Origin of the sequence: Pyrobaculum ferrireducens (genome assembly GCF_000234805.1) — an archaeon.
GTDB lineage: Archaea > Thermoproteota > Thermoprotei > Thermoproteales > Thermoproteaceae > Pyrobaculum > Pyrobaculum ferrireducens.
The window spans coordinates 865,770-878,946 of record NC_016645.1 but is presented as its reverse complement, the minus strand read 5'-3'; the positions used below and the strand labels follow the sequence as shown (position 1 = coordinate 878,946).

Below are 13,177 nucleotides of genomic sequence, written 5' to 3'. Positions count from 1 at the left end.
CCACCCCGTTTGTACAATATAAACGTTAAAAAGAAGAGGCGCGGTAGAGGCGTGAGGCGCGAGGCGGCCTACTGGATTCGGGAGGCGTGGTACGACTACTGCACCGCGAGGCTCCTATTCGAAGCCAGGAGGTGGAGCGCCGCCGCCTTCCACTGCCACCAAGCCGTGGAGAAGGCGCTGAAGAGCCTCTACTTAGTTGCCCTCAGGCGGGAGCCCCCCAAGACCTACGTCCTCACGGAGCTCTACCGGGAGCTGAGGCGGGGGAGGGGCGTGGAGCTGAGCCCCTCTCTTGAGGAGGGCGTCGCTGAGTTGAACAAGTTCTACATAGTGTCTAGGTACCCAGACGCCGCCGCGGGGCAACCCTACGAGGTGGTAACTAGGCGAGACGCCGAGCGCTCTCTCGAAACTGCCGGCGAGGTATTGACCCTGGTCGAGGGGGTTCTCAGGAGTCTGGGGTATGAAGGCACCCCCGGAGATACTAGAGACTGTAAATAGGCTTATCGAGGCGCTGGAGGAGGCCGGCTTTAGGGTGGCTGAGGCCTACCTCTTCGGCTCCTACGCCAGGGGGGACTGGCTAGAGGAGAGCGACGTGGATTTAATAGTCGTCTCGCCGGACTTCGCAGGTTTGAGGTGGCTAGACAGGCTGGACGCCGTGGCGAAGGTATGGCTGAGGCTGGGCTTGGAGAAGTGGGTGGAGGTGCTCCCCTACACCCCAGAGGAGTTTCAAGAGGCCCGGAGGCGTAGCGTCGTTGTTAGAGACGCCGAGAGCTACTGGGTAAAAATTAGGTAGGCCCGGGAGCGGCGCTAGAACTCGGCGACCAGCTCGTCGCCCTCGATTCTGTAGCGCAACTTCTTCAGCGGCTCGGCTGTGAGCTCCGGCGTCAGCGAGGCCACCGTCCTCAAGTCGAATCTACACCAGTGGCAGGTGCATATGAGGTAGTCCCCCTCCACCAGGCCCGAGGTGGTGAAGTTGCAGTACGCATGTGGGCACTCGTCTCTGTAGACATGTACCTCGTTTCCCCTCCTCACGGCGAAGACCTCCGTCCCCGGCACGGGGACTATCACGCCCTCCGGCAACTCCCGAATCTTGAGAGGCATGTGGGGGTCGGCGATGTGGAGTTTTAAACACCTAGTCCGCCGTGAGCTTCGCCTCAACCGCGGCCACCCCCATCGACAGGGTCGCCGCGGCGAAAATCGCTGTGTAGAGCAGAGCTGATGGATCCGGGGGTGCGCCGTATACAAGGGCGTCTCTCCCCAGCTCGGTGACGTATGTGAGGGGATTAACCTCGCTTATCGCCTTGAGCCACTGTGGGAAAAATTCACGGGGGAATAGGGCTGTGGAGGTGAACATGAGGGGCATGGTTATGAAGTTGCTGATGACGCCGGGGGCGTGGACGTCTGCGGTGTTTACTGTGAAGAGGGTGAATAGAGAGGCGAACCCCACGCCGGCCAGCACAAGGGCGAGGAGCCACGCCGCCAGAGAGGCCGGGTTTACCCTGTAGCCAACGCCTAGGGCGGCGCCGGCGGCTAGGATTATGGGGACCATGAGCAGACCCCTCGTCATGGCGCCGGCGGCCTTGGCGAGCAAAACGGCGGACTTAGGCGTAGGCGTGGTCAACACCCGCTTCAGGTACCCCACCCTCTTGTCGAAGACTAGGCTCATGGAGGCGAACATCCCTGTGGTCATCATGGAGATGGAGATCATGCCGGGGAGGATGTAGGCTAGGTAGTTCTCAACGCCGAAGTACTGCGCCAAGAAGCCCCGGGGCAGGCCGGCGAGGCTATTGCCGAAGAAGACAATCCACATAAGGGGCTGGGCCACCAGCATCAGCCACATGTACCTACTCCTGAAGAGCTTAAGCACCTCCCTCTTGTACAGGGCGTACGTCTGGGCAATCATCGCCTCGCCCACCTAACCCTCATATACAGCTTACGGACGTCCACTTGCTCCCCCTCTATAGAGGCCCCCGTCAGGTTTATAAACACGGTGTCGAGGCTAGCCTTCTTCACCCTCACGCTCTTCACGCCGCTCACCGCCTTGACGATCTCCGCCAGCTTCTCCTCGGCTCCGTGAGTCTTCACGACGACAACGCCGTCTCTAATCGCCACCTCTCCAAAGGCCGATAGCGCCGCCGCGTCCACGGGACCCTCCACCTCCAGCTCCACGACGTCGACCCCGTACCTCGCCTTGAGCTCGTCCGGTGACCCAACCGCCACGACCCTCCCTCTGTTGATAATGGCTACTCTGCGGCACAGCTCCTCCGCCTCCTCCATGTAGTGCGTAGTGAGGAGCACCGTCACGCCGAAGTCCCTATTAATCTGCCTAACCACCTCCCAAAGCCCAACCCTCGCCCCCACATCAAGCCCCACCGTCGGCTCGTCCATAAAGAGAACCTCCGGCCCGTGGAGAAGGGCCATGGCCACCTCCAGCCTCTTCCTCATGCCGGTGGAGAACTTCCCCACAGGCCTCCCCGCCGCCTCGAGGAGTCCGAAGTACTTCAAAAGCTCGGCAGCCCTCTCCCTCCACCCCCCGACCCCCACCAGCCTAGCCTGAATCTCCAAGTTCTCCCAGGCTGTTAGCTCGTCGTCTACAATCACCTCGGAGGCGACCCACCCAACCCTCTTCTTAACCTCAGCAGCCTCCCTCACCACGTCGAAGCCAGCCACATACGCCCTCCCCGCGGTCGGCTTCGTGAGCCCCGTCAAGATCTTAATCGTCGTGGTCTTACCAGCGCCGTTCGGCCCAAGGAGGCCGAACACCTCCCCCCTAACCACCTCGAAAGACACCCCGTCAAGCGCCGTGACGTCGCCGTACCTCTTCACCAGCCCCTCCGCCACTATGGCGCTCACAGACACCCGATATATCGACCCTTATAAAGCTTTACGCCTCTTCTTCCTCCTAGGCGCCGCCTCAGCCGACTTGAAGTAGTAGTAAAAGGCGTAGGTGGCCGCCCCGAAGACGAGCAACCTGCCAATCCACGTCGCCATCGCCGCTCCCCCAACCCCCTGGGGCCTAACCACCAGGGGGAACAGCCCCACGTACGGCACAACCACCGCCACTCTGCCAATGATGTTTGTAGAGACCGGGGGGCTCCCCGGCGGCGGCTTGGTCGGGGAAGTTGTTGTTGTCCCCCCACGTCACGAGGCCGCAACCTCCCACGTCGACTTTTTGATAAACTCTGTGTATAATCCAGCTACCTTGCCACATGGGGTTCCTAGCCACGTACACCACAATGTCCCCAGGCTCCACCGACTTGCAGGTGGCCCCCGCGAGGAAGACGAAGTCGCCCACCCTCAGCGTGGGCTCCATGGAGTAGGACGACACCACAGCGATGGGCCAGGTGACTCCTGTGGCGGCTGAGTACACAAGGAGGGCGGCCACAATCCCCACAAACCACAGCAGGTCCTTAACCCACCCCTTCACAGAGGGGGGAGAGCCCGGAGATATAAATATACAACGCCCCTGCCCCTCAGTAAAAGGCGCCCGCTATATGTCGTAGTACTCCACGTTGTCTCTAAGATACCTACGCACGACGCCCCGCTCCAGGAGGTATCTCAAAGCCTCCTCGACCTCCTGGTAGTCGGCCCCCGCCTCGAGGACAATCTCCCTCAGAGTCATGGGGCCCCTGCTCCTCAACAAAGCCAAGATCCTGCCCGCGAGCCGGGGAGGCCTCGTAGTTAGGTACTCATACACCCAAAAACCTGCTATTATTATGAGAGCCACGACGCCTATCCTCACAGCGATGGGGGCCAGCCTCGGGAATACCACAGACAGAGCGGCCGTGAAGGCCGCCACGACGATGGCGGCTAGGAGGTACCTATTCATCTGGCGATGGGTATCACAGGCACCACCTGGCCCGCCCCACCCGACACAGCCACTATCTGGACGTTGCCTGTCTGCGCCACCTCCCTCAGCCCCGATAAGTAGATATACAGCTCGGCGAGGCGGACTGCCTCGGTGGCGTTGGCGCCCGACGCCTTAATCAACAGCTCGATGGCAGTCCTCGTGGCGTTGGCCAAGAGCATAATCTGCCTCGCCTGGGCGACTGCGCGGGTAAGAGTTGCGTTTGCCTCGGCCATTGCGGCCAAGACTGTGCGAGTGTAGTTAGCCCGCGCCAGCTCCTCTACCCTCTGCCTCTCGAACTGCGCCCTGATGGCATCTTGCTGAGCGGCGATTTTTCTATTGATGGCGTTCACAATATCTTGCGGCAGTACAAAGTTCTGCACATTAACGTCCAGCACCTCGACCAGCCCCGCCACGGCGGGGTCGTTAATCACAGCCTCTCTGTACAGTTGCTCAATTTGTTTAGCAATTACGTCCCTGTTTGCAATAAGCTCGTCAAGCGAGACTTTAGAAATAACATCTCTAATAAGCTGGCGGGCCTTCGGCACAAGAACCTTGTCGTCGTAGTCCACCTGGGGGAACTTTTTCACAAGTTCGTCAAAGCGCTCAGGCACGATGCGGTACCTAACCACCATCTCCACCGTCACCACCACCCCATCCTTTGTCAAGACCTCAGGCGCCGAGAAAGTCCACCTCCCAGAAGCCCTCTCCCTCTGCACAAACTCAATAACCTCAATGGCGTAGGTATCCTCGATGAGGTAGGCCCACGGCGCCTTGAACCCCACCGTCGGCCCAATCACAGGCTTACTCACAGTACCCGAAACCGGATCCACCACCACAGCCACCACGCCCGCCGGGAGGCTAAACACAGAGAGAGCCACCAAAACTGCCACAATCAGAAAAGCCAACACAGCCAAAGCCAGCGCCGCGGTCGCCTTTCTGGAGGGCCTCACCCGCCTGATCTCCACAGGTATGTGAGCCATGCCTCTACCTAGCCAACGCTTTTTAACCTTTCCGCACCACCCCCAGAAACACCTCGACTTTGTGAAGCCTCTTCCGGTGGTGGGGAAAAACCGGCTTTATGTTTAGAGTAGCCACGTCCAGCACGTCCAGGCGGAGGCCCCAACCCTCCACAACCCTCCTCACGTAGTCCAAGGTGGGTAGCTTGTGAATAGTATACACCACCTCGGCCAGCGAGGCCGCGGCGGCGAGGAAGGCGATGTCAACCCCCCGGCCGGACCAGATGCCGAAGGGCGGGTTCTGAAACGCCACCCTAAACCTCCCCCTCAGAGGAGGCCTCGCCGCGTCCCCCGCCACTATGTCGATCTTGTCCAGGAGGCCGCGGGACACCGCTTCCCGCTTGGCCACCTCCAGAGCCTCCGGATCCACGTCTAGGCACACCACCAGACGCGCCCCCATCGCCGCAGCGGCGATGGCGAACCTCCCCGTGCCGCACCCGAGGTCAACGGCCGTGTCGAGGAGGCCTCTCATGTAGGCATCCCAGACAGCCGCCGCCACGACGTGGGCGTCCGTGGGGTACTGCTCAAGCCTCTGCTTCGGCCGGCGAAATACCGTCACCCCCTCCACAAAGCGCTCGAGCTCCTTCTTGCTCCTAAACACGACACAGCCCCCATCTATATATACAAGTTTTTTCTTTGTTGCATGGCCAGGGCCCCCCAGTACGAGTGGATGGTGCCCCGGAGCTGGTACAACATCGTCCCCGACCTGCCCAAGCCCCTGCCCCCCTACCTCAAGCCAAACGGCGAGCCGGTGGCGCCGCACGAGTTCGAGATCCTATTTGCCAAGGAGCTGGTGAGGCAGGAGTTCTCGAAGGACCGTTGGATTCAGATACCCACGGAGGTGCGGGATGTCTACCTAATATGGAGGCCCACCCCCCTCCTCAGGGCGAGGAGGCTGGAAGCCCTCCTCAAGACGCCGGCGCGCATCTACTACAAATTCGAGGGCGTGTCGCCCCCCGGTAGCCACAAGCCCAACACAGCGGTAGCCCAGCTCTACTACGTGTCTAGAGAGGGGGTCCAGAGGGTGACTACGGAGACCGGCGCCGGGCAGTGGGGCTCCTCCGTCGCCTTCGCCGCCTCTCTCTTCGGCGTCAAGGCCACGGTGTACATGGTGAGGGCCTCGTACATGCAGAAGCCCTACCGCCGCGTCCTCATGGAGCTCTGGGGCGCCGAGGTGGTGCCCAGCCCCAGCGACCGCACCGAGGCCGGAAGGAAGTATCTAGCCGAGGATCCGAGCCACCCCGGCTCCCTCGGCATCGCCATATCAGAGGCCGTGGAGGACGCAGTGAGGAGCGGCGCCAAGTACGTCCTCGGCTCAGTCCTCAACCACGTCCTCATCCACCAGACAGTCATCGGGCTGGAGGCGCTGGAGCAGATTAGGTACTTCGGCGACTACCCCGACTACGTCGTGGGGGCCTGCGGAGGCGGCAGCTCCTTCTCCGGCCTCTTCTGGCCCTTCTACTACGAGAAGAGGGCCGGCAGGGCGGAGAAAGACGTGAAGTTCCTCGCCGTGGAGCCAGCCGCGGTGCCCACCTTGACAAGGGGCGAGTACCTCTACGACTTCGGAGACACCGCCGGCTTGACTCCGTTGATAAAGATGCACACAGTAGGCCACACCTACAAGCCACCCCCCATACACGCCGGCGGCCTTAGATACCACGGATGCGCCCCCACTCTCTCCCTCCTAGTAGAAGAGGGCGAAGTTGGGGCCGCGGCGTACAGACAGACGGAGGTATTCGAAGTCGCGAGGCTCTTCGCCGCGGCCGAGGGCGTGGTGCCAGCCCCCGAGTCGGCACACGCAGTAAAAGCCGCCGTGGAGCTCGCCCTCAAGGCAAAGAGAGAGGGCACCCCCGTCACGATACTCTTCAACATGTCTGGACACGGCCTACTAGACCTCTCCGCCTACGAAGAGTACCTCCGCGGAGCCATGGCCGACGCCGTGCCCACAGCCGAGGAACTCGCCGCGCACATAGCGAGGGCCCGCGCCCTCACTCCATCCAGCGGTCTGAGGGGCTGAGCTCGGGCCTAGCCGGCTTGCGCCAGGCGGAGAGGACGTAGGGCACAGCCTCCACGTCCCTACCCATCTGCACAAACCCAGCCGCCCTCAGGAACTTGTACAGTTGCTCCCTGGGCAACACGTGGAGCGCCCCCATGAGGAGCAGAGCCGCGGCGTAGGCGGGGGCCAGCGCCGGGTCGGGCTCAGCCACTAGGAGGAGGCCGCCCGGCTTCAGCGCCCTCCCCAGACACCTCAGCTCTTTAACAACGTCAACAAACCACGCCGCCTTATCCACAAGCAACACCATGTCGGCGGAGGTCCGCAGGTCGCACGCCGAGAGGGCCTTGTGCCACCCAGCCCCCGGCACCACCCTAGACGCCAGCTCCACGTCGGGCCCGTAGCCCACGTACTTGGCGAAGCCCTCCTCCACCAGCTGGTAGCCGAGGGCCCCGTCCCCCGCCAGCGGCTCCAGCACAGCCGAGTCCCTCGGCACCTCCTCCACCAGCGCCCTCGCCGCGGCGAGGCGCCAGCTCTGCAACTGCCAAGACGCCCGGAGGACCTCTATGGAGTTCCTGTCGGCCCCGCCCCCCGCCTCCTGGGCAAAAACCCCGTCAAAAGACTCTAGAAACTCCACATGCTCAGCCATGTATGCGTTCACCGGCCTCTCCGGCGGGCCGCCCCCGGGGTTCCCCAGCCTCCGGCCCCCAAGCGCCGCCCACACCCTATCCACAGCCCTGGCAGACCTCCCCCACTTCGCCGCCAGCCAGAGATTCCAGAGAGCAGCCTTCTGAAGCTCCCTCTGCCCCCCGTACAGCTCCCTCAACCTACTCAGCTGCATACCAACACCCCGAAGTCCCTAAGCCTAAGGAGGAGGGGGTAGAGGTAGCCAGGCCCCTCCCCAGCCTCTATAGAGGTGAGGACAAGCTGTTGCACGGTGCCAGTTAGCAACGAAAACCTTTCAAAATCCCTCACCTCGCAGTCCCCCACCAAGACGCGGGAGAGGTAAGGCCCCCCGTGGCCGTTTGGGCAACTCCCCTCCTTAAAACGCGAGTTGCAGACAGGACACAGCATAACCAGCTCCATGAAGCTATCTACATACATTATTTAAAGCCTATTGTGTATACGGCAAACACTACCAATACTACAAACAAAAACCCGACAAGTAAAAACAGCGGAGTCGATCACCCGCCCCCCGCGCTTCCCTTTCTGTTTTCCTCCACTGATAAAAATGGAATTCGAAACTGATCGTATGAAGTCCGGAATTCTAGGAGCAATACTGCTGATCATAGGAATCGCGGTGGGCGCGTTGATAGGAGGCGCCACGGCTCCGCCCAAGACGGTGACCACCACAGTCCAGCAGACCGTCACAGCCACTCAACAGCAGACAGTCACCACCACGGCGATCCAGACCACCACCCAGACAGTCACGTCCACCACCACGGCTACTCAGACCGCCACCGTGACCGCCACGGCGACGGTCACAGCCGCGCCCCTGGTCCCAGCCTCTGAGGTGGAGCTGAGGAGAGCCATCGGCTCCGCGGTGGGTAGCAACTTCCTGCCGAGGTTCCAGAGCGTCGCCATCGTGAGGTACCCCAACCTCCTCTGCACAGCCCTGGCCACGGCCGCCGCGGCCGCCCTCCCGCCGTACGTTAATGCGGCTTTGGTGGATTACAACGCCACCAACCCCAAGTCCTCCGCCGAGAAGGCCGCCCAGTACCAAGCCGTGTTCCTAGCCTTCGGCGGCGAGGAGCCGTTGCAAGAGGCCGACAAGGCGACGAGAGACTTCCTCGCCGCCCTCGCGGAGACTGGATACAGAGGGGCGGTTGTGGTCCACGCCAGGGCGTGGGCCGCCACGAAGCAGTTCGCCACAGTTAAAAACGACACGAGAATCGCCCCCTGGCTCAACACAGTCCAGATCTACGTCGTGTTGCTAAACGCCACCCACCTAACCATCGCCAGGTACAACGCCACAACCGGCGCGCTGACCCCCGTCATGTACATCCAGAGGACAACCGGCAAGGCGGAGAAGCCCTACACAGAAGCCGAGGCCCTCTTCCTAAGAACCGCCGTAGGTAGGGTAGCCGGCGCCGTGCTGTTCCAGGGCTACGGCAAGGTGGCCGTCGTCACCTCCACCGACCCCTACTGCGCCGCCTTGAGCGCCGCCGCCTACTCCACATCCCGCGCCAACTCCACAGCCATCTTCACCTACACCGGCAACCTAGAGGCCCTCAAGGCGCAGATACAGAACTACGCCCCCGACGCCGTCTTCATAGCCTTCGGCGGCGAGGAGCCCGCCTACGCCATAGCCAAAGCCACCGACGACGTAATCACGGTCCTCAGACAGATAGACTACAAAGGCGATGTGCTGATACACGCCTTCGTCCTCAGAGCCACCGCCGGCCTCACCAAGCTCAGCCAAGAAAACATACAGTGGCTCTCCCAGAAAACCGTCAAGGCAATAGCCCCCGATCTACCCAACCGCAAAGTCAACATAGTCAAGATAACCTTCGCCGATGGCAAGCCGCAGTTCGCCGTGCTACAGACACTGCCGATGCCAGACGCAGTAGCCAACATACTAGCAAAAATACTATCCAGTTAACAACCCCCAGTTTTAAACCTCTAAAAGCTCTCCTCTGTGCTTCTGCAGTTAGCTAATGCGCCGTATGTATTAGCTATCGACTTCTCCGCATACCACAGCGCCATGGGAGCCGGCGTTGTCGTGTTCCGCGGGCCGGTTGTAAAGCAGAGTGCAGAGCTCGCCAAGACAAGCCACGAGATTGGTGAATCACTAGAAAGAAGGGGGGACCACTACATGGCCTTAACCACGGCATTTTGGGGGATACACATGCGTGAAACGGAGGAATTTTTAGAGCAGTATCTCTCATCTACTAAGCTATTCGCAGTCGAGAAGGCCTATGCTATAAAGAATGTAGATAGTATGAAGCTAAAGCGTTATATAGAAAAATACATCAAACTAAATCCAATAATTTTTACAGATAGACCTCATAAAGTTGAGGCTCGCTTGCTAGAGAAGGCGGGTGTTAAGGGGCGGAGGGAGGGTAAAAACTACTTTGTTGCTCTAAGCGATGTGGTGGCCTACTACGCCGCGTTGCTCTCATATCTCGAAGTGATGGAAAAGGGACCAGGCAGAGAAGTAAATGAAGAGGTATTACAAAAACGTATTGGGCGGCTAGGTGAAACACTTAATAAATCTTTTGGAGGAAAACTTCTGGTAGTATGATAACCACATCTGTGGCGTCGGCGCTAGAGGAGATATGTAATGAGATTGGCGAATTCGGCGAGCCGGCAAACCCGGCGCTTGGCGAAATGGTGAGAAAAGCCTACCAAGTCCTCGACGTCGGGGGGGCGGTGGCGGGGCACTACGGACAGGGCAAGAGTCTCGTGGCCACGCTAACGGCGCTTCTTAAAAACCTCGCTGGGACTCCGTCTGTCGTCCTCAAGGCTAATCAAGTCGTTTTTTCAAAAAAGAAGGCGAAGCTCAGCGAGGTTTCGAACCTCGCAGAGCTGGGGAGAGCTCTGAAGTGTATGAACTACAAAAAGTGGTTCAATGGGCTTGGCTGGGTTTGGGAGAGGGGCCTCAAGCTAGGGGAGGCGGCTGATCTGCCGGACGTCGACGTCCCGATAGAGGGGGAGGGGTTAGAGAAGCTTCGCAACGCAGTGGCGGCCCTGCGGGAGAGGGGGTACCACGTTGTGGTGGACGAGTTCGAGAGGCTGGTGGAGCAGCCACAGAGCTACGGCTTTAGAGATTTGAGCCACCTCGTCGAGGAGTTTTTCAATCTCGTGGATAGGTGGGGAAACGCCGCTGGCATCGCCATACCCACATCCCTCTGGGTACATTTCGACATACAGATCAAAAGCCGCATAGCGCCTATATACTACCTCCACCAAGACGTGACGCCCAGCGCCATGAAGATCTTCCTCGAGAGAAAAGTGGGGAGGGTTGGGGAACCCCTCGCTTCCGTGGAGTTTAGAAACCCAAGGGCTGTTATGAGGATTGTGGCGGAGATAAAAGCCGGCAGAGCCCCCGAGGAAGTGGTCAAGGCGAGGGCCCAGCATCTAAAAAACATAGCCTACATGTACAGATCCTCTGTAAAGACAAAGGAGGCTCTCTACGTCGCCTACCTCGCCGCCTGGCTCAAGCAGAACATATATGCAACTCTGACAGAAGTGGATATACACAGAGCTCTAGAACTAGGCAAGACGCTGACGGGCACGGAAGCAGTGACAAGCGAACCGCAGGTAGTTGAGCTGTTGGTGGAGAGGCGGAGGCCGCTGATGCGGAGGGCCCCAGGCGGCTACGTGCTGACCGCGTCGGCAATTACACACCTAAGAGACGCCCTAGTAGGCGAAGAGCCGCAACAAAGACTGCTGACACAGAGCGGGGAGGACAACTTCTACCTAGCTATAGAGCTATTCCTGGCATGAAGCCGCCGAGCCTTTTCCAAGGCCGACGCGGCACGTGGATATACCAATCCCCCAGGGTACTACTACTACTAGCATACGCAGAGAGATCCGGCCTAGATAAGCAGATGGTGTATGAACGGCATATACGACGGATAGAGAGGCTCGGCCCCCACCAGAGCTGGATAACCGAGAGGCTGAACAACCTCGGATACACCACGAGGAGTGGCCGCGAGCCGAACCTCGGCGCCGTCGCCGACTTCATCCGCGACCTCTCCATCGACGGCGAGAGGCTGGCCAAGGCGATGGCGGCGGTCCAGAAAGCAGTCAACGCAAAGTCGCCAGAGGACTTGGCGTACCTCCCCCCTATCCTCACGCTACCCGAGAAAGTGATCTTGGTAGAGGCGCTGAGCGCCTCCAAGAAATTCGACCTCGAAAAGACGATACGGCTCCTAGACATACAGCGGAGGCCGAGGGGCGCGGATCCAGACGCCTACCGCCGGGAGATGAGGTTTAGAAAAGCCTACCTCTACAGCCTCCACCTAGCAGACCCGCGGGGCAGGCCAACGCTCCTAGGCTACGCCCTGGCCTACCGCATACGCAGACGCGGGGCGAGCCACGCGGCTGAGGACTACCTAGAGCTTATGGAGCGGTCAGGCAGGCTGAAGTACGTAGTGGCGCTGGAGGTCCTCGCCCTAGATGTCGGCACTGCCGAGGAGCTGGATCGCGTAATCGAGGCGTACAGCCAGGCCCTCGGAGAGCTGGGATACAGCGCCGACCTGGAGGCGACCCGCTACGCCTTCGGCGGCATGAAAAGCGACGTCAAGGGATTCATGATAGGCCTCTCCAGACCCCTAGACTGGATACTGGAGTTCCTAGAGATTTAGCCCTCCACAACGAAGTGGGTCCCCGGATCTGGAAACACAGTCACGATTAAGTAGCAACGCAGCGTCTTCGCCACCACGACGCGTAGCGTCTTACACCTATACTTAACCACAGCCCTCCTCCTCTCAATCCAAGCCGATAAACCTATCAAGAACAGCGTCCGGCTCTCCGCGGTGGAAAACCGCTTCTACGTTCGAGACCACGGCTTCCAGGAACTCCAACCCGGCGTATTTCGCCACGTCTAGTCTGTGCTTCTCTAACGCGTGTCTCGAAAACTCCACCCCACATCCCATCACCCCCTGGTGATCCACCCGACGGCTGTGGATATGGCCACGCAGGGCTCGCCAAGAGGCGTCACGAAGCCCTCAGCAGCCATGACGGCCAGCGGCTCCACGTAGACATCAAAAACCCTTCCGTCGGCTTTAACCACGGCGCGGGCTAATTTAACAACTCTAAACCTAATAGGCCTATATGGGACGCCGCCCCCCATACATACGCCGACCGGGGGAGACGGCGCCTCCCTAAACCTAGCCGCCACCTCGGTGGCAACGCTCACAGCGTACCCCTCGCCAACCTTCGCAATCTTTACGCCGACGACCCTATATGTAATGAGCAGACCCTCCGCCTCCACCTCGCCCGTCTGCTCCTCCAACACCTCAACCTCCAAAGGCGTCACCATATCTCAAACCCAGCCATCTTCATCTTCCTCACAACATCGCCGTGCTCCCCGCCCCACTTCTTAACCTCAAGATCAACAGACCACACACCCAAGTCATCTGCGAAAATCACAAAATTTCCACTCCCATCGATGACGTACTTAGGCTCCCCATCCCGCAACCTAATCGAAACGACATCTACACCCGAGTCGTAGTAATACCGCACCCGCCTCACCTCAACCGGCTCATACACCACCGCGTTGCTAGCCACCTCTCTATGCACATTCCTAACCCACAGAGACATGATATTAGAAGATGCTTAGTTATTTAATTCTTCTCTAAATCACACAATCCC

21 protein-coding genes are annotated in these 13,177 nt (G+C 59.9%); 7 read left to right on the top strand and 14 right to left on the bottom strand.

Going from position 1 to position 13,177, the window contains the following annotated elements; all coding sequences use genetic code 11:
* The first annotated feature begins 51 nt into the window (after nt 1–51).
* Both P186_RS04820 and P186_RS04815 read left to right on the top strand, forming a co-directional pair.
* A complete protein-coding gene (locus P186_RS04820; protein WP_148682735.1) occupies nt 52–495 on the top strand; it encodes a HEPN domain-containing protein in 444 nt (147 codons plus the stop codon).
* Nucleotides 458–790, top strand: a complete 333-nt coding sequence (locus P186_RS04815; RefSeq protein ID WP_014288314.1) for a nucleotidyltransferase domain-containing protein — start codon at nt 458–460, stop codon at nt 788–790. The genes P186_RS04820 and P186_RS04815 overlap by 38 nt, the downstream gene beginning before the upstream one ends.
* Before the next feature lie 14 nt (nt 791–804).
* Here the strand turns inward: P186_RS04815 and P186_RS04810 are convergent, their stop codons facing one another.
* From P186_RS04810 to P186_RS04780, 8 genes are all read right to left on the bottom strand, one after another.
* Entirely contained in the window at nt 805–1,098 is a 294-nt protein-coding gene (locus P186_RS04810) for a Rieske (2Fe-2S) protein (protein ID WP_014288313.1), read from the bottom strand.
* A 31-nt stretch (nt 1,099–1,129) separates the two neighbouring features.
* The gene (locus P186_RS04805) at nt 1,130–1,900 is read right to left on the bottom strand and encodes an ABC transporter permease (RefSeq protein ID WP_014288312.1); all 771 of its coding nucleotides are present in this window, start codon (nt 1,898–1,900) and stop codon (nt 1,130–1,132) included.
* Complete coding sequence (locus P186_RS04800) at nt 1,897–2,850, bottom strand: ATP-binding cassette domain-containing protein (RefSeq protein ID WP_148682734.1); 954 nt, start codon at nt 2,848–2,850, stop codon at nt 1,897–1,899. The genes P186_RS04805 and P186_RS04800 overlap by 4 nt, the downstream gene beginning before the upstream one ends.
* A 21-nt stretch (nt 2,851–2,871) precedes the next feature.
* On the bottom strand, nt 2,872–3,054 hold the full coding sequence (locus P186_RS14255) for a hypothetical protein (RefSeq protein WP_237179470.1): 183 nt from the start codon (nt 3,052–3,054) through the stop codon (nt 2,872–2,874).
* On the bottom strand, nt 3,014–3,424 hold the full coding sequence (locus tag P186_RS04795) for a signal peptidase I (RefSeq protein WP_014288309.1): 411 nt from the start codon (nt 3,422–3,424) through the stop codon (nt 3,014–3,016). The genes P186_RS14255 and P186_RS04795 overlap by 41 nt, the downstream gene beginning before the upstream one ends.
* A 63-nt stretch (nt 3,425–3,487) precedes the next feature.
* Nucleotides 3,488–3,826, bottom strand: a complete 339-nt coding sequence (locus tag P186_RS04790) for a hypothetical protein (RefSeq protein ID WP_014288308.1) — start codon at nt 3,824–3,826, stop codon at nt 3,488–3,490.
* Nucleotides 3,823–4,827 carry an SPFH domain-containing protein gene (locus tag P186_RS04785; protein WP_014288307.1) on the bottom strand — a complete coding sequence of 335 codons (1,005 nt, stop codon included), beginning with the start codon at nt 4,825–4,827 and terminating at the stop codon, nt 3,823–3,825. The genes P186_RS04790 and P186_RS04785 overlap by 4 nt, the downstream gene beginning before the upstream one ends.
* 22 nt (nt 4,828–4,849) lie before the next feature.
* A complete protein-coding gene (locus P186_RS04780) occupies nt 4,850–5,464 on the bottom strand; it encodes an METTL5 family protein (protein ID WP_014288306.1) in 615 nt (204 codons plus the stop codon).
* 42 nt (nt 5,465–5,506) lie between these two features.
* Between P186_RS04780 and P186_RS04775 the strand changes: the two genes are divergently transcribed.
* A complete protein-coding gene (locus tag P186_RS04775; protein WP_014288305.1) occupies nt 5,507–6,880 on the top strand; it encodes a TrpB-like pyridoxal phosphate-dependent enzyme in 1,374 nt (457 codons plus the stop codon).
* Here P186_RS04775 and P186_RS04770 read toward each other — a convergent pair.
* Nucleotides 6,852–7,697 carry a methyltransferase domain-containing protein gene (locus P186_RS04770; RefSeq protein WP_014288304.1) on the bottom strand — a complete coding sequence of 282 codons (846 nt, stop codon included), beginning with the start codon at nt 7,695–7,697 and terminating at the stop codon, nt 6,852–6,854. The two genes, P186_RS04775 and P186_RS04770, sit on opposite strands and share 29 nt — an antisense overlap.
* Nucleotides 7,688–7,942: a hypothetical protein gene (locus P186_RS04765; protein WP_148682733.1), complete on the bottom strand. Its 255-nt coding sequence runs from the start codon at nt 7,940–7,942 to the stop codon at nt 7,688–7,690. Before P186_RS04765 ends, P186_RS04770 begins: the two co-directional genes overlap by 10 nt.
* A 166-nt stretch (nt 7,943–8,108) precedes the next feature.
* Between P186_RS04765 and P186_RS04760 the strand changes: the two genes are divergently transcribed.
* Genes P186_RS04760 through P186_RS04745 form a run of 4 tightly spaced genes read left to right on the top strand, consistent with a single transcriptional unit; the run spans nt 8,109 to nt 12,168 of the window.
* Nucleotides 8,109–9,458: a hypothetical protein gene (locus tag P186_RS04760; RefSeq protein ID WP_014288302.1), complete on the top strand. Its 1,350-nt coding sequence runs from the start codon at nt 8,109–8,111 to the stop codon at nt 9,456–9,458.
* A 36-nt stretch (nt 9,459–9,494) separates the two neighbouring features.
* Nucleotides 9,495–10,100: a hypothetical protein gene (locus tag P186_RS04755; protein WP_014288301.1), complete on the top strand. Its 606-nt coding sequence runs from the start codon at nt 9,495–9,497 to the stop codon at nt 10,098–10,100.
* Nucleotides 10,097–11,305: a hypothetical protein gene (locus tag P186_RS04750; protein WP_014288300.1), complete on the top strand. Its 1,209-nt coding sequence runs from the start codon at nt 10,097–10,099 to the stop codon at nt 11,303–11,305. Before P186_RS04755 ends, P186_RS04750 begins: the two co-directional genes overlap by 4 nt.
* Nucleotides 11,302–12,168, top strand: coding sequence for a hypothetical protein (locus P186_RS04745; protein ID WP_014288299.1), 867 nt, complete (start codon nt 11,302–11,304; stop codon nt 12,166–12,168). The genes P186_RS04750 and P186_RS04745 overlap by 4 nt, the downstream gene beginning before the upstream one ends.
* Here P186_RS04745 and P186_RS14250 read toward each other — a convergent pair.
* Genes P186_RS14250 through P186_RS04730 form a run of 4 tightly spaced genes read right to left on the bottom strand, consistent with a single transcriptional unit; the run spans nt 12,165 to nt 13,126 of the window.
* A complete protein-coding gene (locus tag P186_RS14250) occupies nt 12,165–12,317 on the bottom strand; it encodes a hypothetical protein (protein ID WP_014288298.1) in 153 nt (50 codons plus the stop codon). The genes P186_RS04745 and P186_RS14250 overlap by 4 nt on opposite strands.
* Nucleotides 12,292–12,459, bottom strand: a complete 168-nt coding sequence (locus P186_RS14245; RefSeq protein ID WP_014288297.1) for a hypothetical protein — start codon at nt 12,457–12,459, stop codon at nt 12,292–12,294. The genes P186_RS14250 and P186_RS14245 overlap by 26 nt, the downstream gene beginning before the upstream one ends.
* Nucleotides 12,459–12,845, bottom strand: coding sequence for a hypothetical protein (locus tag P186_RS04735; protein WP_014288296.1), 387 nt, complete (start codon nt 12,843–12,845; stop codon nt 12,459–12,461). Before P186_RS04735 ends, P186_RS14245 begins: the two co-directional genes overlap by 1 nt.
* Nucleotides 12,839–13,126 (bottom strand): hypothetical protein, encoded by a 288-nt coding sequence (locus P186_RS04730; protein WP_014288295.1) that lies wholly within the window; start codon nt 13,124–13,126, stop codon nt 12,839–12,841. Before P186_RS04730 ends, P186_RS04735 begins: the two co-directional genes overlap by 7 nt.
* Between the last annotated feature and the right edge of the window lie 51 nt (nt 13,127–13,177).